At 53.4% G+C, this 23,514-nt stretch carries 23 protein-coding genes; 9 read left to right on the forward strand and 14 right to left on the reverse strand.

From position 1 onward, the window contains the following. Positions 1–48 precede the first annotated feature (48 nt). Positions 49–732, forward strand: coding sequence for a D-lyxose/D-mannose family sugar isomerase (locus tag GFC06_RS04965; RefSeq protein ID WP_016155011.1), 684 nt, complete (start codon positions 49–51; stop codon positions 730–732). 41 nt (positions 733–773) lie between these two features. Here the strand turns inward: GFC06_RS04965 and GFC06_RS04970 are convergent, their stop codons facing one another. Next, positions 774–2,483 (reverse strand): AsmA family protein, encoded by a 1,710-nt coding sequence (locus tag GFC06_RS04970; protein ID WP_153689896.1) that lies wholly within the window; start codon positions 2,481–2,483, stop codon positions 774–776. A gap of 121 nt (positions 2,484–2,604) precedes the next feature. Then, on the reverse strand, positions 2,605–3,996 hold the full coding sequence (gene xanP / locus GFC06_RS04975; protein WP_003024026.1) for a xanthine/proton symporter XanP: 1,392 nt from the start codon (positions 3,994–3,996) through the stop codon (positions 2,605–2,607). 225 nt (positions 3,997–4,221) lie between these two features. Here xanP and gltS point away from each other — a divergent pair, with 225 nt between their 5' ends. Then, entirely contained in the window at positions 4,222–5,427 is a 1,206-nt protein-coding gene (gene gltS / locus GFC06_RS04980) for a sodium/glutamate symporter (protein ID WP_016155009.1), read from the forward strand. A gap of 42 nt (positions 5,428–5,469) precedes the next feature. Here gltS and recG read toward each other — a convergent pair whose 3' ends face one another. The 5 genes from recG to gmk are packed head-to-tail and all read right to left on the reverse strand — an operon-like array spanning position 5,470 to position 11,343. Then, positions 5,470–7,551 carry an ATP-dependent DNA helicase RecG gene (recG, locus tag GFC06_RS04985; RefSeq protein WP_153689897.1) on the reverse strand — a complete coding sequence of 694 codons (2,082 nt, stop codon included), beginning with the start codon at positions 7,549–7,551 and terminating at the stop codon, positions 5,470–5,472. Positions 7,552–7,556: 5 nt separating this feature from the next. Continuing rightward, positions 7,557–8,246: a tRNA (guanosine(18)-2'-O)-methyltransferase TrmH gene (gene trmH / locus GFC06_RS04990; RefSeq protein ID WP_016155007.1), complete on the reverse strand. Its 690-nt coding sequence runs from the start codon at positions 8,244–8,246 to the stop codon at positions 7,557–7,559. Positions 8,247–8,256: 10 nt separating this feature from the next. Beyond that, positions 8,257–10,371, reverse strand: a complete 2,115-nt coding sequence (spoT, locus tag GFC06_RS04995; RefSeq protein ID WP_003024038.1) for a bifunctional GTP diphosphokinase/guanosine-3',5'-bis pyrophosphate 3'-pyrophosphohydrolase — start codon at positions 10,369–10,371, stop codon at positions 8,257–8,259. Positions 10,372–10,389: 18 nt separating this feature from the next. Then, complete coding sequence (gene rpoZ / locus GFC06_RS05000; protein ID WP_000135058.1) at positions 10,390–10,665, reverse strand: DNA-directed RNA polymerase subunit omega; 276 nt, start codon at positions 10,663–10,665, stop codon at positions 10,390–10,392. A gap of 54 nt (positions 10,666–10,719) precedes the next feature. After that, complete coding sequence (gene gmk, locus GFC06_RS05005; protein WP_103767020.1) at positions 10,720–11,343, reverse strand: guanylate kinase; 624 nt, start codon at positions 11,341–11,343, stop codon at positions 10,720–10,722. A gap of 261 nt (positions 11,344–11,604) precedes the next feature. Between gmk and ligB the strand changes: the two genes are divergently transcribed. Beyond that, complete coding sequence (ligB, locus tag GFC06_RS05010) at positions 11,605–13,284, forward strand: NAD-dependent DNA ligase LigB (RefSeq protein WP_153689898.1); 1,680 nt, start codon at positions 11,605–11,607, stop codon at positions 13,282–13,284. On the opposite strand, the gene GFC06_RS05015 is transcribed toward ligB, so the two are convergent. Continuing rightward, positions 13,281–13,898 (reverse strand): trimeric intracellular cation channel family protein, encoded by a 618-nt coding sequence (locus GFC06_RS05015; protein ID WP_003024049.1) that lies wholly within the window; start codon positions 13,896–13,898, stop codon positions 13,281–13,283. The two genes, ligB and GFC06_RS05015, sit on opposite strands and share 4 nt — an antisense overlap. 256 nt (positions 13,899–14,154) lie before the next feature. Next, entirely contained in the window at positions 14,155–15,018 is an 864-nt protein-coding gene (locus GFC06_RS05020) for a YicC/YloC family endoribonuclease (protein WP_019078038.1), read from the reverse strand. A gap of 125 nt (positions 15,019–15,143) precedes the next feature. Between GFC06_RS05020 and rph the strand changes: the two genes are divergently transcribed. Next, positions 15,144–15,860 (forward strand): ribonuclease PH, encoded by a 717-nt coding sequence (rph, locus tag GFC06_RS05025; protein WP_016154991.1) that lies wholly within the window; start codon positions 15,144–15,146, stop codon positions 15,858–15,860. Positions 15,861–15,926: 66 nt separating this feature from the next. Further along, positions 15,927–16,568 carry an orotate phosphoribosyltransferase gene (gene pyrE / locus GFC06_RS05030; protein WP_016157763.1) on the forward strand — a complete coding sequence of 214 codons (642 nt, stop codon included), beginning with the start codon at positions 15,927–15,929 and terminating at the stop codon, positions 16,566–16,568. 87 nt (positions 16,569–16,655) lie between these two features. On the opposite strand, the gene slmA is transcribed toward pyrE, so the two are convergent. The 3 genes from slmA to coaBC form a co-directional block, all read right to left on the reverse strand. Further along, positions 16,656–17,252 carry a nucleoid occlusion factor SlmA gene (gene slmA / locus GFC06_RS05035; RefSeq protein WP_016154989.1) on the reverse strand — a complete coding sequence of 199 codons (597 nt, stop codon included), beginning with the start codon at positions 17,250–17,252 and terminating at the stop codon, positions 16,656–16,658. Between the two features lie 116 nt (positions 17,253–17,368). After that, positions 17,369–17,827 (reverse strand): dUTP diphosphatase, encoded by a 459-nt coding sequence (gene dut / locus GFC06_RS05040; protein WP_016154988.1) that lies wholly within the window; start codon positions 17,825–17,827, stop codon positions 17,369–17,371. After that, on the reverse strand, positions 17,805–19,025 hold the full coding sequence (coaBC, locus tag GFC06_RS05045) for a bifunctional phosphopantothenoylcysteine decarboxylase/phosphopantothenate--cysteine ligase CoaBC (RefSeq protein ID WP_153690726.1): 1,221 nt from the start codon (positions 19,023–19,025) through the stop codon (positions 17,805–17,807). Before coaBC ends, dut begins: the two co-directional genes overlap by 23 nt. Before the next feature lie 172 nt (positions 19,026–19,197). Between coaBC and radC the strand changes: the two genes are divergently transcribed. The 4 genes from radC to mutM all read left to right on the forward strand — a co-directional run bounded on the left by radC (position 19,198) and on the right by mutM (position 21,472). After that, positions 19,198–19,863: a RadC family protein gene (radC, locus tag GFC06_RS05050; protein ID WP_016154986.1), complete on the forward strand. Its 666-nt coding sequence runs from the start codon at positions 19,198–19,200 to the stop codon at positions 19,861–19,863. 276 nt (positions 19,864–20,139) lie between these two features. Further along, positions 20,140–20,376 (forward strand): 50S ribosomal protein L28, encoded by a 237-nt coding sequence (rpmB, locus tag GFC06_RS05055; RefSeq protein WP_003024071.1) that lies wholly within the window; start codon positions 20,140–20,142, stop codon positions 20,374–20,376. Between the two features lie 20 nt (positions 20,377–20,396). Continuing rightward, positions 20,397–20,564: a 50S ribosomal protein L33 gene (gene rpmG / locus GFC06_RS05060; protein ID WP_003024094.1), complete on the forward strand. Its 168-nt coding sequence runs from the start codon at positions 20,397–20,399 to the stop codon at positions 20,562–20,564. 98 nt (positions 20,565–20,662) lie between these two features. After that, positions 20,663–21,472, forward strand: a complete 810-nt coding sequence (gene mutM, locus GFC06_RS05065; protein ID WP_019078041.1) for a bifunctional DNA-formamidopyrimidine glycosylase/DNA-(apurinic or apyrimidinic site) lyase — start codon at positions 20,663–20,665, stop codon at positions 21,470–21,472. Positions 21,473–21,519: 47 nt separating this feature from the next. Here mutM and coaD read toward each other — a convergent pair whose 3' ends face one another. After that, complete coding sequence (gene coaD, locus GFC06_RS05070; protein ID WP_016154984.1) at positions 21,520–21,999, reverse strand: pantetheine-phosphate adenylyltransferase; 480 nt, start codon at positions 21,997–21,999, stop codon at positions 21,520–21,522. Positions 22,000–22,007: 8 nt separating this feature from the next. Beyond that, positions 22,008–23,285 (reverse strand): lipid IV(A) 3-deoxy-D-manno-octulosonic acid transferase, encoded by a 1,278-nt coding sequence (gene waaA, locus GFC06_RS05075; protein ID WP_016154983.1) that lies wholly within the window; start codon positions 23,283–23,285, stop codon positions 22,008–22,010. Positions 23,286–23,514 lie beyond the last annotated feature (229 nt).

Below are 23,514 nucleotides of genomic sequence, written 5' to 3' on the forward strand. Positions count from 1 at the left end.
CGCATACAGGCGGGGTGACCCGCCTTTTTCGCAACAAGGAAAAGTGGAATGAAGCGTTCACACATTAATTATGCCGTCGATAAAGCGCATGCCATCGCCGAGACTTTTCGGGTTTGCCTGCCTGACTTTGCGTATTTTACGGCTGACGCCTGGCGGCAACAGGATCACACTCTGTGGCGTGAAGTGCTCGATCTCCAACTGGGCTGGGATATAACCGACTTTGGGCGCGGAGATTTTGCGCAAACGGGGCTGACGTTACTGACGTTGCGCAATGGTCAGTTAGGGTCAGCCAGCTACCCCAAACCGTACGCCGAAAAGATGCTGCAGATTCAGCAGGATCAGCAGACGCCATGGCATTTTCATCGCCATAAAATGGAAGATATCGTTAACCGCGGCGGCGGTGATTTATGTATGCAGTTGGCGTGGGCTACGCCTGATGACGGGTATGATGCCCGGCGTATTGTTGAGGTTAGCGTCGATGGTCAGCGGCGTTCCGTTGACGCTGGCGAGACGCTGGTATTGAAACCGGGGCAGGGGGTATGCCTGCCGCCGCGGTTGTATCATCGCTTTTGGGCGGAGAAAGCGTTCGTGCTGGGCTGGGAGATCTCGATGGTCAATGACGACCTGCATGACAATCACTTCCTTGAGCCAGGCGGTCGCTTCCCGGCGATAGAAGAGGACGAGCCGGTGAAGTGGCTGTTGTGCAGTGAATATGCGCGCTTACAGCGATAAACGGCGACCCGGCAGGCAAAGCGCCGCCGGGCCGTCAGATTTTACTGCGCAGCGGGTGGGGCGGTAACTTCACTACCGGATACCACGCCCGCCTGCATGGTTTGCGTTACCTGCTGTTTCTCCACGTTCACCGCATGCAACTGGCCGCTGACCGTTGGCTTGAGTGGCGCATCGGCTTGAATATTGCCGCTGGCGGTAAGCTGGATGTTACCGTCGCCGGAAAGCGGCAGTGCGGGCCATCCCCACTGCTGCAGAATCGTCATTGGCACGCCGCGCCCGTTCAGGCTGACCTGAGTTTGACGCTGAGGCAACTGTGAAATACTGGCAGTGGCCTCCAGCAACCCTTTTTCCGTATAGGCGCTTAGTTCGCTGATATTGATGGTGCTGCTGTTCGCCGTCAGCGCCAGCGAAGGACGACGCACGTCGGTGCGGTTAAAGGTGCCGGCAGCGGCGTTGAGGTTAGCGCTCCCGCTCCAGATCCCCCACTGATTGTTCTGCACCAGCCCGAGGTTAGCACCGTAGCCGTCCAGCGCGGTGAGCTGCCATGGGAAGCTCGGGTCGATATCAATCACCAGATTACGGCTGGCGCTGAATTTCTTCAGCGTCAGGCTGGCTAGCCAGGCTGGTAGAGGTTTCATCCACAGCAGTTTCCAGTTTTCCGGCAGCGTGTACTCCAGACCGGCAATGGCGGCATCATCGAGGACCAGCGCTTTGTTGTTGCGCTGCCAGTTTCCGGATGTTCTGACCATTCCCCCTTCCCAGCGGGTGGTGAACTGACGCAGCGCTATGCCCTGCGGCGAGAACTCGGCATTCATAATCGGATCGAAAAAGTGCAGAGAGCCGTAGATAAACTCGCTGGCGTTCATCGACAGTTTTCCTTCCTGAGTTTGCCAGTCGTCCTTGCTGAAGGTCATGTTGCGCAAGCTCAGATCGAGATCCGTCACCGCCCAGTCAGGGCCTTGCAGACGGGCATCTGTTACTTCCAGACGACCAATTTGCAGGGAAGGAATAGTGCTTAACGGAGCAAAAAACTCGGCCAGCGATTTATCGCTTTGCAGCCGAATATCGTTCAGGCGCAGATTCTCCACTACCCAACTACCGTCGGCATTGCGTTGTGCCACGCCGGTTAATGCGCCACGCGCCACGTCTGCGCCAATATTGCTCAGCGTCACACGGTCGTGGTCAATACTGCCTTCAATCAATACGTTGGTCGTGGGGACGTCGTTCAGCGTTAACGAACTGGCGCTGAGCTGAATTTGCGCTTTACTCCCGAGAATTTTACCTGCCTCAGGACTCCAGGGAATGACTCCGCCGTTAACGCGCTGCGCGCTCAGGGTCCACTCGCTACCGGGACTGTTAAGCGCCATATCTTGCAATTGCAGGCGATCGGCCTGGAACGGCAGCGGCGCAGTTTGCTGGGAAAGATTCAGCGTGCCGTTTTGCAAAAGAATGGTGTCTACGTGCAGCGGGTCGGTGATTTGGCGGCTGCTCAGTCCAATATCGACCGTTTTGGCGACCAGCGTTGCGGGCTGACCATCCCGGCCAAAGGTGACGTTTTCCAGCAGAATATGGGAAGGAGAAGAAAACCGGTGATCGATGGCATCAAATGCCAGATGGTAGCTGCTGTTCTGCGAAACCCAGGCGCTGACGTGCTCTGCGCCCCAGCGGGTTTGCAGTAGAAAATATAAGCCGAGGATCGCCACTGCAAGGGCGATCAGCACGTAAAGAAGCAGCTTTCCAATAAATTTCATGGTCTTCCATCCCGCGAAGTGCACATAGTCAAGTTATGCACGATTTAGGCGCAATGCTCAAGGCGGGAATGGTGAAAGAGCGTTACAGCGGCGTTGATTCAGAACCAATGCCGCATTTTGCTTATTGCTTCTCTGGTGGGAACACCAGATTCAGAACGATAGCGGTAATACCGCCTGCGGCAATGCCGGAAGAGAGCAGGTTTTTCACCCAGTCCGGAGCGAACTGCAGGATCAGCGGCTGCTGGGAAACGCCGAGGCCGACGGCCAGCGACAGCGCGATAATCAGAATTGCGCGGCGGTTCAGCGGTTCGCGGGATACGATACGCACGCCGGATGCCGCGATAGTACCGAACATCACCAGCGTAGCACCGCCGAGTACTGGCTCAGGAATATGCTGTACAAAACCGCTGACCGCCGGGAACAGGCCCAACGCGATCAGCATCAGCGCAACCACAAAACCAACGTAGCGGCTGGCAACGCCCGTTAACTGAATAACCCCGTTGTTTTGTCCAAAACAGGAGTTCGGGAAGGTGTTAAATACGGCTGAAACAAACGAGTTCAGACCGTTCGCCAGTACTCCGCCTTTCAGGCGTTTCATATACAGCGGACCAGAAACGGGCTGCTCGGAGACATCGGAGGTGGCCGTAATATCACCGATGGTTTCCAGCGAGGTAATCATAAACACCAGCATCAGCGGCAGCAGTAAGCTCCAGTCGATACCCAGGCCATAATACAACGGCGTTGGCACCATCAGCAGGTCCTGACTTACCGGCGCGGTATTTTGCGGCAGCATATCCATAAACCACGCCAACAGGTAACCTGCCGCCATCGCAATCACCAGTGACGCAACGCGCAGGTACGGGTTGCGCTGGCGGTTAAGCAGGATAATCAGCGCCAGCACGACGCCTGCCAGCAGTAAATTCTTTGGCGCGCCAAAGGTGTTGTCGCTCATTGCAGCATAGCCGCCGCCAATCGACGTCAGCCCCACCTGAATCAGCGACAGGCCGATAATCATCACCACCACGCCTGAGACCAGCGGGGTAATGATACGACGCGCCAGATGCAGTACGCGTGAGATAACCATCTCAGTGCAGCTTGCCAGCATCAGTGTACCGAACAGCGCCGCCATCATGGTTGGGACATCAGCACCACCGGTTTTTAGCGCTGTACCGCCCATAATCAGTGGCGCAACAAAGTTAAAGCTGGTGCCCTGAATGGATAATAGCCCTGAGCCGACCGGCCCCCAGGCTTTGATCTGAATGATAGAAGCCACGCCGGATGCGAACAGCGACATACTGATAATGTGTTGAGTATCCTGAGCCGGTAAACCGAGCGCTTGGCAAATTAACAGCGCTGGGGTGATTACCGCGACGAACATGGCCAGCAGGTGCTGACAGGCGGCAAACAGGGTCTGGGCTAGCGGGGGGCGATCTTCAAGACGGTAAATCAGTTCACTGTTGTGAGTCTGCGCAACCGGTTGCGCATTTGTTGACTCTACGGCGTTAACGGACATCAGAGGCAATCCCATGGTGGAAAAGCGGTGATTTTATCTGACCATGGCGGAAATGCAAACGTTTGCTACCAGGTGTTCTTAATATTTAAAACGGATAAACAAACATTTTTATATAACTTTTCATGATTTTCTGCTTAAAATCCACACCGAAAACTCAATAAGAGCTAAAAATCGGTCTGGAATGCATCGTGCGTGATTGTGCTAAACGCACTAATGGAGTTGTAAATGTTTTATCTCGATACGTTATCAACGCTGGTTGCGGCAACCCTTGTGTTGCTGCTGGGACGTAAGCTCGTCCAGTCTGTTTCCTTCCTGAAAAAATACACCATTCCCGAACCGGTAGCTGGCGGATTGCTGGTGGCGATTGCGCTGCTGGTGCTGAAAAAAAGCATGGGTTGGGAAGTGAACTTCGATATGACCCTGCGCGATCCGCTGATGCTGGCATTCTTCGCCACTATCGGCCTGAACGCCAATATCGCCAGCCTGCGCGCGGGTGGCCGCGTGGTGGGTATCTTTCTGATTGTGGTTGTTGGCCTGCTGCTGATGCAAAACGCCATCGGTATTGGTATGGCGACTCTGCTGGGTCTGGATCCGCTGATGGGTCTGATCGCCGGTTCGATAACCCTCTCTGGCGGGCATGGAACCGGGGCTGCATGGAGCAAACTGTTTATTGAGCGCTATGGTTTCGCTAATGCGACTGAAGTGGCGATGGCTTGCGCAACGTTTGGCCTGGTGCTGGGCGGATTGATTGGCGGCCCGGTGGCCCGCTATCTGGTCAAACACTCTACCACGCCAGACGGCATGCCGGACGATCAGGCTGTGCCTACCGCATTTGAAAAGCCAGATGTTGGACGCATAATCACTTCGCTGGTGCTGATTGAAACCATTGCGCTGATCGCTATCTGTCTGACGGTGGGTAAAATCGTTGCACAAATGTTGGTCGGAACGGTGCTGGAACTGCCGACTTTCGTCTGCGTGCTGTTTGTTGGGGTGATCCTCAGTAACGGCCTGGCGTTAATGGGTTTTTATCGGGTATTCGAGCGCGCGGTTTCGGTGTTGGGTAACGTTAGCCTGTCGCTGTTCCTGGCGATGGCGCTAATGAGTCTGAAGCTGTGGGAGCTGGCTTCTCTGGCCCTGCCGATGCTGGCAATCCTGGTTGTGCAGACCATTTTCATGGCGCTGTACGCGATATTCGTCACCTGGCGCATGATGGGTAAGAACTACGATGCCGCCGTGCTGGCAGCCGGACACTGCGGTTTTGGCCTCGGTGCGACACCCACGGCGATTGCCAACATGCAGGCAATTACAGAACGTTTTGGACCATCCCATATGGCGTTTCTGGTGGTGCCGATGGTGGGGGCGTTCTTTATCGATATCGTCAATGCGCTGGTGATTAAGCTGTATCTGCTGCTGCCGATTTTTGCGCAATAATGTCTGTGCGGCGGAGTCACATCCGCCGCTGCTATGAATCTACTATGCGTTGGAGTAGCGCTCGGTTTCCGGCATCCAGCGTTCAATCAGCGCCACAGCTTGTTGCGGGTAACGTTCGTGAATATGACGGGCAATGCGCTGAACTTCCGGGATAATCGCCTGATCGCGCAGCAAATCTGCAACTTTGAATTCTGCCGTTCCGGTCTGGCGCGTACCCAACAGCTCGCCGGGCCCGCGGATCTCCAAGTCTTTTTGCGCGATCACGAATCCGTCGTTGCTGTCTCGCAGAACCTGCAGACGTTTTTGCGCGGTTTTTGACAGCGGCGATTTGTAGAGCAGGACGCAGTGGGAGGCCACCGCGCCACGACCTACGCGACCACGTAGCTGGTGCAACTGCGCCAGGCCCAAGCGCTCCGGGTTTTCAATAATCATCAGGCTGGCGTTAGGTACGTCTACGCCCACTTCAATCACCGTGGTGGCAACCAGCAGCTGCAATTCGCCCTGCTTAAACGCCGCCATTACCGACTGCTTCTCTGCGGGCTTCATACGGCCGTGTACCAGGCCAATATTCAGCTCTGGCAGCACCAGTTTAAGCTCTTCCCACGTGGCTTCAGCGGCCTGAGCTTCTAACAAATCAGACTCCTCAATCAGCGTACAGACCCAGTACGCCTGACGCCCTTCATGGGTACAAGCGTTGCGCACGCGGTCAATAATATCGCTGCGGCGGGTATCCGGAATCGCCACCGTGGTGACCGGTGTACGCCCCGGAGGGAGTTCGTCAATGACCGATGTGTCGAGATCGGCATAGGCGGTCATCGCCAGCGTGCGCGGGATTGGGGTGGCGGTCATGATTAGCTGGTGTGGATGGAAACCCTGCTGCTGACCTTTCTCCCACAGCGCCAGGCGCTGATGTACGCCAAAACGGTGCTGTTCGTCGATGATAACCAGTGCCAGTCCGTTGAACTGCACCTGTTCCTGGAAAATTGCGTGCGTGCCGACAATCATCTGCACCTCACCGCTGGCGATAGCTTCCTGCTGTGCCAGGCGCGCTTTGCCTTTCTGTTTACCTGCCAGCCAGCCAACTTCAATGCCCAGTGGCGCGAACCAGTTGCGGAAGTTATTGGCGTGCTGTTCAGCCAATAGTTCGGTGGGGGCCATCAGCGCAACTTGCTTACCATGTGCGATGGCACGTAGGGCGGCCAGCGCCGCAACCAGCGTTTTACCTGAGCCGACATCGCCCTGTACCAGACGCATCATGGGGACATCCAGTGCCATATCGCGTTCGATCTCAGCGGTAACGCGGGCCTGGGCGCCGGTGGGTCTAAACGGTAGAGCCGCCAGCAGCTTATCTTTCAGCGCGTTGTTTGCGAGCAGCGGCTGGGCGTGGAAACGTTGCGCCCCGGCGCGTAGTGCCAGCATGCTGAGGTTATGCGCCAGCAATTCTTCCAGTATCAGACGTCGCTGTGCTGGATGCTGACCGGTTTCCAGATCGCTCAACTGCAGTGACGGCGGTGGACGGTGCAATGTGCGCAGAGCTTCCGGCAGGCTCATCATGCCCTGCAACAGCTCTGGCGGCAGCAGTTCGGCAATGGCGCAGGTATCGAGCAGGTCCAGCGCTTGATCGGTCAGTTTGCGCAGCGTGGCCTGTTTCACGCCTTCGGTGGTTGGATACACCGGTGTGAGCGTTTCCTGCAATTCCGGCGTGCTGAGATCGCCCTGCACGCGATACTCCGGGTGGATCATCTCTGCGCCGTATTTTCCGCGTTTGGCTTCGCCATAGGCCAGCACCCGGCGACCGGTGGCGAGACTGTTTTTCATTGCGGCGCTGAAGTTGAAAAAGCGCATGGTGAGAATGCCGGAGCCATCACTGATCTGACAGGTCATCATCCGGCGTCCGCCGAAGGTGATATTGCAGTTCAGCACTTCGCCTTCTACGGTGGCGTAAACGCCCGGCAGCAGTTCGCCAATCGGGTACAGGTGCGTGCGGTCTTCGTAACGCAGAGGGAGGTGGAGCAGAAGGTCCTGCACGGTGTGCAGGCCAATTTTCGCCAGTTTACTGCTTTGCGCTGCGCCAACGCCGGTCAGAGAATTGAGTGGGATGGCATCCAGTAAACGGCCTTTCATCGCGTTTATCTCGCAGATTGCATAGTGGCCCACCACGTTGCATCGGCTTCAATTTCGCCCTGCGTGTTTACGTGGGGGTAGGGAAGACCTTTGCGCTTAGCGACATTCGCCAGCACCGGATAACCGCCTTCAAACAGCAAACGCTGCTGCTCATCTTGCGCCAGCATGCTGTTTTCTCGTCGGTACATGCCGGCGTTTTGCCGCTGGCGCTGTGCTTCGTACAGAATCAGCGCGGAGGCGACCGAAACGTTCAGCGATTGCACCATGCCAGTCATGGGAATGATGATGTCCTGATCCGCCAGATCCAACGCTTCCTGAGTGATGCCGGTTTTCTCCTGGCCCATCAGGATGCAGGTGGGGCGCGTGTAATCAATCTCGCGAAAATCCACGGCTTTATCTGACAGATGTGTTGCCAGAACCTGCATACCCTGGCTTTTTAAATGTGTGACCGCATCGCCAATAGTGCGGTGAGTCTTCACCTGTACCCAACTGTTGCTGCCTGCGGCAGAAGAGGCCATGGTGCGCATACGGCTACCAGGCCAGACGGCGTGGACTTCATGCACGCCGACCGCGTCTGCAGTACGAATGATTGCAGAAACGTTATGAGGTTTGTGGACCTGCTCCATGCAGACGGTCAGATCGGGCTGACGACGTGCGAGCATCTCGCAAATACGTGCATAACGTTGAGTATTCATAAAACGTGTTCTAGTTACGGTTACGGGTGACTTTTATCACGTCCGGCATGACGCGGATTTTGCGCATGATATTCGCCAGGTGCACGCGATCGCGAGCGGTCAGGCGAATAAAGGCGCTATAGACGCGGCCATCTTTCTCTTCCGTATTCAGACTTTGAATGTTGGAGGTAGTCGTGTTGATTGCCGCCGTCAGGTTCGCCAGAGCACCCTGGTGGTTAAACATATCCACCTTAATCTCGGTGATGAACTCCTGCTCTGTCTCTTTATCCCATTCCACCGCCATAAACTTCTCTGGCTCTTTTTGATAGCCACGAATGTTACGGCAGGATTCATGGTGAATCACCAGACCTTTACCCGGACTGACGTGGGCAATGATTGGATCGCCAGGAATCGGACGACAGCATTTCGCGAAGGTGATCAGCACGCCATCTGCGCCTTTGATCGGCAGATGACCGTGGCCTGATTGCGCTGGCACGTTTGCCGTTGCTTCGCCCTGCTGGAGGTTTTTCGCTACCACCACGCTCATGGCGTTACCCAGACCGATTTCCGCGAGCAGATCGTCAAGCGTGGCGAGCTTCATGCGCTCAAGCTCACGCTGGATGCTCTCTGGCGGGATCTCAGCCAGTTTACGGCTACCGCCTAAGGCATGGTTGAGCAGTCGACGACCCAGACTGACGGAATCATCGCGCTTGAGGTTTTTCAGCAGTTGGCGAATTTTGGCGCGCGCTTTCGAACTGACGACGAAGTTGAGCCACGCTGCATTCGGACGGGCGCCCGGAGCGGTAATAATCTCAACGGTCTGTCCGCTAAAGAGCGGCTGCGAAAGCGGGTAAGGTTGTCTGTCGACGCGTGCGCCGACGCAGGCGTGACCGATATCGGTATGCACGGCGTAGGCGAAGTCGACAGGTGTTGCACCGGCAGGCAGTTCGACAATGCGCCCTTCCGGTGTGAAAACATAAATCTCATCCGGGAAGAGATCAGATTTGACGCTTTCAATAAATTCAAACGAGCTACCGGCGCTCTGCTGCAGTTCCAGCAGACTTTGCATCCAGCGTTGAGCGCGGATTTGTGCGGTGGTGCTGCTTTCGCCGCCGTGCTCTTTGTAAGCCCAGTGCGCTGCTACACCCATCTCTGCCATCTGGTCCATGTCTTCGGTACGAATCTGTACTTCAACCGGGACGCCGTGAGGGCCGATCATTGAGGTGTGCAAAGACTGATATCCGTTCGCTTTCGGAATGGCGATATAGTCTTTCACGCGACCAGGACGAGGTTTGTACAGGCTGTGCATCTGGCCGAGTACGCGATAACAGGTATCGGAATCATGAACGATAACGCGAAAAGCGTAGATATCCATGATGGAGTGAAAACGCTGCTCTTTGAGCACCATTTTGCAGTAAATAGAGTACAGGTGCTTCTCGCGGCCACTTACGCGACACGGAATACCTGCCTCCTGTAAACGCCCTTCGATTTCCGAGAGGATTTTTTGAATCATCTCTTTGCGGTTGCCACGAGCGGCTTTAACCACTTCTTTAATCACGCGATAGCGGTTCGGGTACAGCGCTTCAAAACCCAGCTCTTCCAGCTCGGTTTTAATGTGATGAATACCTAAACGGTGTGCCAGCGGACTATAGATTTCGAGGGTTTCACGGGCGATGCGGCGACGCTTGTCCGGGCGTAATGAGCCCAGCGTGCGCATGTTGTGGGTACGGTCAGCGAGTTTGATGAGAATGACGCGGATATCCTGCACCATCGCCATAATCATCTTGCGAAAGTTTTCAGCTTGCGCCTCTTTCTTATCGCGAAACTTAAGCTTATCAAGTTTCGACACCCCTTCTACCAGTTCAGCAACGCTTTTACCAAAAAGCTGTTCCATGTCCTGGTAGGTGGCTGGGGTATCTTCAATCACGTCATGCAGCAGCGCAGCCATCAGCGTTTCATAGTCGAGTTTCATCTCGGCCAGAATGCAGGCTACCGCTACCGGGTGCGTGATATAGGGTTCACCGCTTGAACGTGTCTGGCCCTCGTGAGCGTCACGTGCAACGAGATACGCCTGCCGAAGACGCTTAATCTGGTCTTCCGGCAGGTAGTTTTGAATCAGTTGATTCAGGCTTTCAAACAGATACAAGGGCGACCCGCTTTGTGATTAACGACGACCTTCAGCAATAGCGGTAACGGCTTGTAATTCAGCGGCTTCCTGCTCTTGCTGTTCCTGGCGCTCACGCACGTCGAGGATCTGGTTGTTGATCAGACCTTCTTCGATTTCGCGCAGCGCGATAACGGTAGTTTTATCGTTTTCTTCCGGTACGAGCGGATCCTTTCCGCCTACCTGCATCTGACGAGCGCGACGCGCGGCGACCAGTACCAGGTCAAAACGGTTACCAATTTTCTCTACAGCGTCCTGAACAGTTACGCGTGCCATACTTAAAATGCTCCACAGGTGAAGAAATGACTGGGCATGATACTGAATGTGGGTTCAGTCTGCCAACAGTTTGCTGATTAAAGCGTCATGACGCTGCTTTTGGCGGCTCATGCGCAGACGTTCGGCGCGAATGATAGTTTTCAAATCGCCCAGGGCGGTATCGAAATCATCATTCACAATAAGATAATCATATTCGGCGTAATGGCTCATTTCTGCAACAGCTTGCGCCATACGTTTTGCGATCACGTCTTCGCTATCCTGACCGCGGCCACGAAGACGGCGATCCAGCTCAATCTTAGATGGCGGCAAAATAAAAATACTGCGCGCATGCGGCATTTTTTGACGAATTTGCTGCGCACCTTGCCAGTCGATATCTAAAAAGACGTCTACGCCGGATGCTAACACTTGCTCAATGGTCTCACGCGAGGTGCCGTAGTAATTACCGAAAACCTCAGCGTGTTCCAGGAACGCTTCTCTGCCAATCATGGTTCTGAATTCGTCATGGTTCACAAAAAAATAGTGTTCACCGTGCACTTCCCCCGGGCGCGGTGCGCGCGTGGTGTGCGAAACAGAAACCTGGGTGTCATACAACGGTTGGGTCTTTAATAAAGCCTGAATCAGGCTGGATTTACCCGCGCCACTGGGGGCAGAAACAATATAAAGCGTGCCTTGAGCCATGAGTATCTTAATGTATGTGATTGTCGAAAGAGAGCCTACATACGGGCTTATTATACACGTAGCCGCTATGTGACGTAGCCCTTGTCACACTTTTTGCGCATGTTTATTGCGTTTTGCGTACCAGTTTCCTGTTTTATCCGCGATTTGCAGCAATTCGTGCAAATGTCAGGAACGTTGCTCGCAGGATAAGTTTTTGCCTCTCTGTTTCCATTTCAATTCGCGTTATACCTGCCGGGAAACGTACTGTTCAGCGGAGATAGCATGGGATTATGGAAATGCATAGGGCTGGTTTTGCTAATGTGGTATCTACCCTCATGGGCGGTATGCCCCGTCTGGTCGCCAGCCAGGGCACAAGAGGAAATTTCACGGCTACAGCAGCAGATAACACAGTGGAATGACAGTTACTGGAAACAAGGGGAAAGTGTCGTAGACGACGCTGTTTATGACCAGCTCAATGCGCAACTCATCCAATGGCAGCGCTGTTTTGGCGATGAAGCCCCATCAGATCTATCTGCGCCCCCAATAAGTGGAACAGTCTCGCACCCCGTTCCCCATACGGGAGTTCGAAAACTTGCCGATAAGCAAGCGCTACAGCAATGGATGCATGCTCGTAGCGATCTCTGGGTGCAGCCGAAGGTGGATGGCGTGGCGGTCACGCTGGTTTATCGCAATGGAAATCTGATACGGGCGATTAGCCGTGGTAACGGTCTGAAAGGCGAAGACTGGACGCAAAAGGTTCTTCAGATCCCTTCCGTTCCACGTACTACCAGCGGGCCGCTCTCTAACAGTACGTTGCAGGGGGAGATATTTTTGCAGCAACAAGGGCATATTCAGCAGCAGAGAGGGGGAATGAACGCCCGCTCAAAGGTTGCTGGAATGATGATGCGCCAGAGCAACCCGGAAATGTTACGCTCGCTGGCTATTTTTATCTGGGCCTGGCCTGATGGTCCAATTGCCATGTCGGAAAGACTTGAGCAACTCACTGCTGCCGGGTTCAGTTTCACGCAACGATATACTCAGGCCGTGAAGAGTGTGGATGACGTCGAGCAGGCGCGTGCCAGGTGGTGGACTTCAGCGTTACCTTTTGTGACGGATGGTGTGGTGGTGCGAACGGGAAAAGAACCGCGGGCGCAATACTGGCTACCCGGACAGGGAGACTGGCTGGCAGCGTGGAAATATCCTCCCGTGGCCAGGGTATCTGAGGTGACGGGTATTCAGTTTTCCGTTGGCAAAAGCGGGAAAATTGCGGTGGTTGCATTGCTGGTCCCCGTCATGCTGGATGATAAGCGGGTGCAGCGCGTCAATATTGGCTCAGTCCGGCGCTGGAATGAATGGGATATTGCGCCTGGCGATCAGATTCTGATAAGTCTGGCCGGACAGGGGATCCCCCGTATAGATGAGGTGGTCTGGCGCAGCATCCAGCGTAATAAGCCAGCACCACCTGAGGGGCGCTTCAATTCACTAACTTGTTTTTATGCCACAGCGGAGTGTCAGGAACAGTTTGTTGCCAGGCTCGTCTGGCTGGGGGCCAAAGATGTGTTAGGGCTGGAGGGTATGGGCGAGGCGGGATGGCGGGAGCTACATCAGACGTATCGCTTTGAACATATTTTTTCCTGGCTTGGATTAACGCAGGAGCAGCTACAGTCCACATTTGGCGTGAACAAAGGGGGGAAGCTGTGGCATCAGTTCAATCTGTCACGCCATCTTCCATTTACGCGCTGGGTGATTGCCATGGGAATACCGTTAACACAGGCAACGTTGAATGCCAGTCGGGATGGTTCGTGGCAGCAGTTACGGGAGCGCAGTGAACAAAGCTGGCGGCAGCTTCCTTTCATGGGGGAGCGACGGGCACGACAGGTTATTCAATGGCTGGAGGATAAAAAGATCATAGCGCTGAGCAACTGGTTAGCTGCTCAGCGGATCACGGGCTTTATGCCTTAATGGCCTTCATGGCGATAGTAAAATACCGGCAGCCCCAACTTCAGGCGCAGCGCCAGCAGTCGGGCGGTAAAGCCAAAGAGCAGGGTAGAGATCACCACCACATCGTGGCTGGAGACATAATGTTGCAGCACGATATACAGCACCGCAGCGGCAAATGAAACGCCGGCATACAGTTCTTTCTGGAATACTAACGGGATGCGTTTGCAGAACATGTCACGTAATACACCACCAAAGACCCCGGTAGTGACCGCAGCGACCACGGCAATAATCGGTCCATGACCCATATCCAACGCCACCTGGGCGCCAATAATAGAAAAGACCACCAGGCCCAGCGCATCCAGGACGAGGAATATTTTACGCAGATAGGGCATGACGGGGGCAATAATGGTGGTGAGTACCGCAGCGGTCGCCACGATAATAACGTATTCAGGGTGCTTTACCCAGCCGAGCGGATAATGGCCGAGAAGAATGTCGCGTACCGAGCCGCCGCCAATGGCCGTCGCGGTGGCAATGATAATGACGCCAAATGTATCCATACGACGACGCCCAGCCGCAAGCGCACCGGTCATGGCTTCGGCAGTAATACCAATTAAATATAAAACGTGTAACAGCATGTATTCCCCCTGATTTGCTGGGGCTAAGGTTAACGATTTGTGCGCATTGTCACGATTGAGATTTTCTAAGGTGAAGTGATTTTAATAACTACAGCTAATGTGATTTTGCTGTAAATGCGTTATAGCATGCGCTTTACTTTATGAATGGTGACAATAAATGATGAGAAAATATAATTCGAAATGGATGGGTTACAACCGAAGTGTTGGGAAAAACACGTAGCCCCGTCGTTTATGGGTGGGCTACGTGGAATGGAGTTTACTCGATATTCTGAATTTGCTCGCGCATTTGCTCGATCAATACCTTCAGTTCAATTGCGGAATTAGTCACCTCGGCATTGATAGACTTGGATGCAAGAGTGTTCGACTCACGGTTGAATTCCTGCATCATGAAGTCCAGACGGCGGCCAACAGCCTCTTTTTTCTTCAGAATGTTGTAGGTTTCTTTGACGTGGGCTTCCAGACGATCTAACTCTTCTGCTACATCGATGCGCTGTGCCATCAGCACCAGTTCTTGCTCAAGGCGGTTATTCTCCAGTTGCACCTGGGCGTCTTCCAGTTTGGCTACCAGACGCTCACGCTGCCATTGCAGAATTTCCGGCATATGTGCACGCACTTTAGCGACTTCAGTGCTGACGCCTTCCAGACGCTGCTCGATCAGCGCTTTCAGCGCCTGACCTTCGGTTTCACGCGCGACGATGAAGTCATCCAGCGTACCGTCAAGCGCGGCGAGGATTTCAGCGGCAATGGCGTCCAGATCTTGCTCCTGGGCAGCCATTACGCCTGGCCAGCGCAGGATATCAACTGGGTTAATTTCACCTTCATCACTCTGCATTTTGACCCAGTTAGCAGCGCTAACGAGCTGTTTAGCGAGCTTTTCATTTAGAATCAGCTCGCCCTGGGCGCTGGCATCAGGCTCAAAACGCAGCGTACACTCGACTTTACCGCGCGTCAGACGCGTGCGTATACGTTCGCGAACAACGGGTTCAAGACTACGGAACTGTTCCGGCAGGCGAAAATAAGTTTCCAGATAACGCTGGTTTACCGAGCGCATTTCCCAGGTAGCGCTACCCCATTCACCCTTGATTTCACGCCGGGCGTAGGCGGTCATGCTGCGGATCATAGACGTTCCTGTTTTTAAAGATGAGATGGGAGGATTATAGCCATCCACGTCTTGTCAGGATAGGAATAACAGTCGGAAGTCCGTATAATGCGCAGCCACATTCGTTTCAAGCCGGAGATTTTATCATGCGTCCAGCAGGTCGTAGTGCCAACCAGGTGCGTCCCGTCACCCTGACCCGTAATTATACAAAACACGCTGAAGGCTCCGTGCTGGTCGAATTTGGTGATACCAAAGTGCTGTGTACCGCCTCTATTGATGAAGGCGTACCGCGTTTTCTGAAAGGTCAGGGCCAGGGCTGGATCACCGCAGAATATGGCATGCTGCCACGCGCCACGCACACCCGTAACGCCCGTGAAGCGGCGAAAGGTAAGCAGGGCGGTCGTACCATGGAAATCCAGCGTCTGATCGCTCGTGCGCTGCGCGCCGCCGTTGATCTGAAGACGCTCGGTGAATTCACTATTACGCTGGACTGCGATGTTATTCAGGCAGATGGTGGTACGCGCACTGCATCAATTACCGGCGCATGTGTGGCGTTGGCTGATGCGCTGAACAAGCTGGTAGCGAGCGGTAAACTGAAAACTAACCCGATGAAAGGGATGGTCGCCGCGGTTTCCGTGGGCATTGTGAACGGTGAAGCGCTCTGTGACCTCGAATATGTTGAAGACTCTGCCGCAGAAACCGACATGAACGTGGTGATGACTGAAGATGGCCGCATTATAGAGGTGCAGGGCACGGCTGAAGGCGAGCCGTTCAGCCATGAAGAACTTCTCACCCTACTGGCGTTAGCCCGAGGGGGAATCGAATCCATTGTAACGACGCAGAAGGCGGCGTTAGAAAATTGATTTTAAAGGCGACTGATGAGTCGCCTTTTTTTTTGTCTGTAATAAAGTGAGATGAGGAGCGAATCCATGAAACCGTATCAGCGCCAGTTTATTGAGTTTGCGCTTAGCAAGCAGGTACTAAAGTTTGGCGAGTTTACGCTGAAATCCGGGCGTAAAAGCCCCTATTTCTTCAACGCCGGGCTGTTTAATACCGGGCGCTGCCTGGCTCTGTTAGGCCGTTTTTATGCCGAAGCGCTGATGGATTCCGGTATTGAGTTCGATTTGCTGTTTGGTCCGGCCTACAAAGGTATCCCGATTGCGACCACCACGGCTGTTGCGCTGGCGGAACACCACGATAAAGATTTGCCGTACTGCTTTAACCGTAAAGAGGCGAAGACCCACGGTGAAGGCGGTAATCTGGTAGGTAGCGCACTTGAGGGGCGTGTAATGCTGGTGGATGATGTTATCACTGCAGGTACGGCTATTCGTGAGTCGATGGAAATTATTCAGGCTAACGGCGCTACGCTGGCGGGGGTACTGATTTCTCTCGATCGTCAGGAACGCGGTCGCGGCGAGATTTCAGCGATTCAGGAAGTGGAACGCGATTATGGCTGCAAGGTGATTTCTATCATTACCCTGAAAGATCTGATTGCGTATCTGGAAGAAAAACCAGAAATGGCAGAACACCTGGCCGCAGTACGGGCGTATCGCGAAGCATACGGCGTATAAGAACTGCCGGATGGCGCTGCGCTTATCCAGCCTACGCACCGCGGAGTTCGTAGGCAAAATAGGCGAGGTCGCCATCCAACAACGGTGTTACTGCAATTGAGCGGCAACCAACGGCCAGCGGATGTCGAAATCATCCGTTGGGCGGTATTTAAATTCGCTACGTACAAACCGGGACAGCATACCTTCGCAGAAAGCCAGTAACTGGCTGGCCAGCAGCGTTTCATCCACGGTGTAGCCTTCACCTTCACGCATTCTTTTTTCTCGCAGAACCTGGCGTAACTGCGCCTCAATTCGCTCAAAAAGCTGGTTAATACGGCCTTGCAGACGGTCTTGCTCGAACATCAACGCGTGTCCGGTCAGAATTCGCGTCAGGCCAGGATTACGTTCACCGAACCCTAAAATCAGCAGTACGATCAGACGCAATCGCGCGTTAGTGTCTTTTTCATCTTTCAAAATCAGATTGATACGGGTAATCAGACTATCTTCGATAAACTCAATCAGGCTATCGAACATGCGGGTCTTGCTGGGAAAATGGCGATACAAGGCCGCTTCGGAAACGCCCACAGAGGCCGCCAGTTTAGCTGTCGTGATGCGTTGGCTACCATCGCTGGACTCAAGCATCAGTGCCAGAGACTGAAGTATTTCTTCGCGACGATTCCTTTTCGCAGTTTGCTTTTCTACCATGTTACAAAATACCCCTGAAAATAAGCTCTTGCCAGGCAGGCATCCACACAGCGACCGCAAACGGGTGTTTGCGGTGTGTTATTGCGTTATTACGCTGTGAGATACTTTTCTGCGGGTTACTTGCGCCCGGAATGGCCGAAGCCACCTTCGCCACGATCGGTGGCTTCAAACTCTTCCACCAAATTAAATTCAGCCTGGACGACCGGTACAAATACCATCTGCGCGATACGTTCGCCCGGTTCAATAGTAAAGTTGTCCTGACCACGGTTCCAGATTGAAACCATCAGCTGGCCCTGGTAGTCAGAATCAATCAAACCGACCAGATTGCCCAGTACGATCCCGTGCTTATGGCCCAGCCCGGAGCGCGGGAGCATCACTGCCGCAAGAGAAGGATCGGCAATGTGGATAGCTAACCCGGTTGGCACCAGCGTTGTTGCGCCAGGCGCCAGTTCTACGGCGTCATCAAGACAGGCACGCAGGTCAAGTCCGGCAGAACCAGAAGTGGCGTACGTCGGGAGCGGAAATTGTTGCCCTACGCGCGGGTCCAGAATCTTAACGTCGATTTTTTTCATCATAACGGGTCACGATCTCGTCGAGTAATAATTGGCCCAGGAGTTCTTTGCGCTCAAGCGGTAAGACTTTATCTCCATCCTGCCAAAAAAGGTGTAATGCGTTGCTGTCGCTGTTAAATCCTTGAGTGGACAGCGAAACGTCGTTCGCACAGATCACATCAAGGTTTTTGCGGATGCGTTTTTGCCGGGCATATTCTTCCACATTATTTGTTTCGGCGGCAAACCCAACGACAAAAGGACGGTTAGCATCCAGTGCGGCAACACCAGCGATGATGTCCGGGTTTTTGACCATTTTTACTGTTAATTCATCACCCTGCGTGGCCTGTTTTTTGATTTTTTCACTGGCGACAGTTTCAGCGCGATAATCAGCGACTGCGGCGCAGCCGATAAAAATATGCTGTTGTTGCACCGCAGATTGCACGGCGGCTTCCATTTCCAGCGCGGTCATCACATCAATGCGCTGGACAAAAGGCGGTGTAGGTAACGAAACCGGACCTGATACCAGCGTGACGTTTGCCCCGCGTTTTGCGGCAGCGGCCGCGATAGCAAATCCCATTTTCCCGGAGCTGTGGTTGGAAATATAACGCACGGGATCAAGCGGTTCACGCGTCGGGCCTGCTGTAATCATGATGTTGAGATGTTGCAGATCTTTGACAGGTGAAAAATGTTCTGCCGCCATATCCACAATTGTTAACGGATCCAGCATACGTCCAGGACCGACATCGCCACATGCCTGACTACCGCTGTCAGGGCCCCAAATGAGCAAACCGCGCGAGGCAAGAATGCTCAGATTGTGTTGGGTTGCGGCAGCGCGGTACATCTGCTGGTTCATAGCCGGCAGCACGGCAACAGGCGCTGGCGTTGCCAGACAGATCGTAGACACCAGATCGTTGGCCATACCTGCGGCAACGCGGGCAATCAGGTCTGCCGTCGCAGGGGCCAGTATAACCAAATCGGCCCATTTCCCCAGCTCAATGTGGCCCATCGCGGCTTCGGCTGCGGGGTCAAGCAGGCTGTCGGATACAGGATAGCCCGAAACCGCCTGTAAGCTCAGAGGAGTAATAAACGCTTTTGCTGCTTCGGTCATCGCCACGCGGACGTCTGCGCCGCGTTCCCGTAAACGACGCACCAGCTCAGGGGTTTTGTACGCAGCAATCCCGCCACTGACGCCAAGTACGATTTTTTTACCGGCCAGGCTCATCATGATCTTTCCTGTTGGGTTTCACCAGAAGGCGGATATTTTATCACAATCCGCAATGTGTCGTGCTTTTGCCCGCGCTCCAGTTTGCGAGGCTCTACGAAGAAGTGAAAACAGAGCGTCGATTCGCCGCTGGCGTTATGCCACTATGCGGACGCGAAAGGAGGGGAAAAGCATGGAAAATACAGGACGTATAATGCCTCGGGAAAAGCTGTTGGCGCAGGGGGCCAGTTCGCTGACCGACGTAGAGCTACTCGCTCTTTTTCTACGCACCGGGATACTGGGTAAAGATGTGCTTACGCTGGCGAAAGAGATGCTTCAGCATTTTGATTCGCTGTATGGCCTGTTGTCTGCTGATTACATGGATTTCAGCTATGTTCAGGGTATCGGTATCGCGAAGTACGCACAGTTGAAGGGAATAGTGGAGCTGGCAAGGCGCTACTACAACGTACAGGTGATAGAGGAGCGTGCGATACTAAGCCCGGAAATGGCGCGTGAATTTCTGCAAAGCCAGCTTTCGCAAGAGGAACGCGAGATCTTCTATGTGATCTTTATGGATTCTCAACATCGCGTGATTAAACACCGTAAACTTTTTTCCGGAACGCTAAGCCACGTTGAAGTGCATCCGCGAGAAATTGTCCGCGAAGCGATAAAAATGAATGCTTCTGCGGTGATCCTTGCACATAATCACCCTTCGGGGTGTGCAGAGCCGAGCAAAGCAGATAAACTCATCACCGAGCGTGTTGTGAAATGCTGTCAGTTCATGGATATCCGGGTGCTTGATCATCTGGTCATTGGGCGCGGAGAGTACGTTTCTTTTGCGGAACGCGGTTGGATTTAACGCACTTTACGCGATCCATCGGGATCTTTGTCTGTTCGGGACTTGAGCACATCGCTGACTCAGCGTATACTACGCCACCTTTGAGAATCTCGGGTTTGGCATTTGGGCCTGGCAATCGAGAGTTCGCAAATACGCAAAATCATTCTTGTTGCGTCCAATGACGAGGCAACGATGAAAGATTTAGTGTATTGAACTGCGATAACCGGGCTGAGAAGCCTGACGAGGCGCCAATACCCCATACGAAGCTCGAGCTAATTTGATTTTTGGAGAATAGACATGTCCCGAGTCTGCCAAGTTACTGGCAAGCGTCCGGTGACCGGTAACAACCGTTCCCACGCACTGAACGCGACTAAACGCCGTTTCCTGCCTAACCTGCACTCTCACCGTTTTTGGGTTGAGAGCGAGAAGCGTTTTGTCACCCTGCGTGTATCTGCTAAAGGTATGCGTGTTATTGATAAGAAAGGCATCGAAACAGTTCTGTCTGAACTGCGTGCCCGTGGCGAAAAGTACTAAGTACTAAGAGGAAATAAATCATGGCTAAAGGTATTCGTGAGAAAATCAAGCTGGTTTCTTCTGCTGGTACTGGTCACTTCTATACCACCACGAAGAACAAACGTACTAAGCCGGAAAAACTGGAGCTGAAAAAGTTCGATCCAGTTGTTCGTCAGCACGTTTTATACAAAGAAGCGAAAATCAAATAATTTCCGCTTTGATGTAAAGAAAAACCCTGCCTCGGCGGGGTTTTTTGTTTTCTGGCCGTCCCCATATTAATGAGACCTGATACACAGCCGGAGATACTATGCCTGAATTACCTGAAGTCGAAACCAGCCGCCGCGGTATTGAGCCGCATCTGGTGGGGGCAACGATTATGCACGCGACTGTGCGTAACGGTCGTTTGCGTTGGCCAGTATCAGAGGAAATCTATCGTCTGAGTGATAAACCTGTCCTGAGCGTACAGCGGCGCGCGAAATACCTGCTGCTGGAGCTATCAGATGGCTGGGTAATCATTCACCTGGGGATGTCGGGTAGTTTGCGTATCCTTTCTGAAGAGCTTCCGGCAGAAAAACATGACCACGTCGACTTAGTGATGAGTAACGGCAAAGTCCTGCGCTATACCGATCCGCGTCGTTTTGGCGCCTGGCTGTGGACTAAAGAGCTGGATGGGCATAATGTCCTCGCCCATCTTGGCCCTGAGCCGCTGAGCGACGATTTCAATGCTGGTTATCTGCAGCAGAAATGTGCGAAGAAGAAAACTGCGATTAAACCCTGGCTGATGGATAACAAGCTGGTCGTGGGGGTGGGAAACATCTATGCCAGCGAGTCGCTGTTTGCGGCTGGTATCCATCCTGACCGTCTGGCGTCATCTTTGTCGCAGGATGAGTGCGAACTGCTGGTGCGCGTTATCAAGGCGGTTTTGCTGCGTTCTATCGAGCAGGGCGGGACCACGCTGAAGGACTTTCTGCAAAGTGACGGTAAGCCGGGTTATTTTGCCCAGGAGCTGCAGGTCTATGGGAGAGAAGGTGAACCCTGTCGCGTATGCGGCGCGCCAATCATTGCGACAAAACACGCTCAGCGCACAACGTTTTATTGCCGTCGCTGTCAGAAATAACACCATTATCGGCCGGACGTAGCGTATGCCTCATCCGGCCAGACGCATTACTTCAGTTTACTCAATAATGCCTGATGAACGTTTTCCGGCAGAAAGTGCGCTACGTCACCCTGGTGGCGGGCAACTTCTTTCACCAGTGACGATGAGATAAATGACCACTCTTTAGACGGCATCAGAAAGACGCTTTCCAGTTGTGGCATCAGATGACGGTTCATATGGGCCAGCTGCATTTCATACTCAAAATCGGCTACCGCACGCAGGCCACGGATCAGAATGTTAGCCTGATTATCGCGGGCAAAGTTTGCCATCAGATCGCTGAATCCCAGAACCTCCACATTACCGAGATGCGCCGTTGCCTGCTGTGCCAGCTCAACGCGCTCTTCCAGAGTAAACATCGGTTTTTTACTGGGACTTGCGGCAATTGCCAGGATTACGTGATCGAACATGCTTGTCGCTCGTGTCACGATATCGAGGTGGCCGTTAGTAATGGGATCAAAGGTTCCTGGATAAATCGCCCGTTTTTGCATGACTTGCCTCAATGCGTTTTGGGTGGCAGATAAGGTTCCAGCAGCTGCAGCAGACGCTGAAGCGCGCCCTGATTTTGATACAGAACTTCAACTGCGTGACGGCCATAAAAATTACGATAATCTGCATCGGTCAGTAAAGAAGAGACCTCTTTCACCAGCGTAGTTGCGTCGGTGACGGTGATCAATCCGCTTGCCTGTTCGAGGCGGGCGCAAATATCTTTAAAATTAAAAGTATGTGGCCCCATCAGTACCGGAATGGCGTGCGCCGCGGCTTCCAGTGGGTTGTGTCCACCGCGTTCAACCAGCGAACCGCCAACAAAAGCAAGGTCAGCAATGCCGTAAAGCAACATCAACTCGCCCATGGTGTCGCCGATTACGACCTGGGTTCCTGATGACGGAACTTCGCCCGAAGAACGTGTCGTATAGCTTAGCCCAGCCTGGCGTACGAGGTTAATGGCATCCGGGAACCGTTCAGGATGTCTGGGTACCAGAATCAGTAAAAGATTAGGGAACTGGTTTAATAACGCCTGATGGGCGGCAATGATTATGCTTTCTTCGCCGTCGTGCGTGCTGGTTGCAATCCATACCGGGCGGTGAGGTGCCCATTGACGGCGCAATGTAATCGCTTTTGCGGCCAGCTGCGGCGTGACGGAAATATCAAACTTCAGGCTGCCGGTAACGGTGACCTGATTGCTTCTGGCACCAAGCGTGATAAAACGAGCGCCATCTTCTTCGTTCTGAGCGGCAATCAACGTAATTCGGCGCAGTAGCCTGCCAACAAATTTACCTAATTTAGCGTAGCCAGCAGCTGAGCGAGCGGAAAGACGTGCATTGGCAATGACCAGCGGAATATGGCGTTTATGCAGTGCCGCGATCAGATTCGGCCACAGCTCGGTTTCCATAATTAACACCAGCTTGGGGTCAACTTTATTCAGGAAACGATTTAGGGCATCCGGTAAATCGTATGGTAGATAAATATGCTGAACGTCAGGGCCAAAAGCGGATTGTACGCGCTCGGAACCGGTTGGCGTCATGGTGGTGACCGTGATCGGCAAGTCGGGGTAACGATGTCGCAGAGCGCGGACTAATGGGATAGCTGCCAGCGTTTCGCCCACGGAAACCGAATGAAGCATGATGCCGCCTGGTTTTAGCGGACGGCGGTAAAAGCCGTAGCGTTCACCCCAGCGTTTACGGTAGGCCGGAGCCTTACGTCCGCGCACCCAAAGCCGTACCCAGATCAAAGGCTGAATAAGGTAGAAAAGGGCGGTGTAAAGCAATTCGAGCATAATGGTAGCTGACTTATGAATGTGCTGGGGATTCTATGTATTTAGCTGTGGCTTTACCAATACTTTTCCTATTTTTAAATTAAATAGCGTCCCTCGCGGGGGATGTCCAGGGTACCAGCATCTTTTGCATCTTTACGTTTTCTGTTGATATTTTCCGGTTTAGTCGAGATAGAGGGCTAAAAATCAAAAGGTCTGAACATCTTAATTCATTGATTTACATGTTTTAAAA

The sequence above is a fragment of the Citrobacter braakii genome, from assembly GCF_009648935.1.
Lineage (GTDB): Bacteria > Pseudomonadota > Gammaproteobacteria > Enterobacterales > Enterobacteriaceae > Citrobacter > Citrobacter braakii.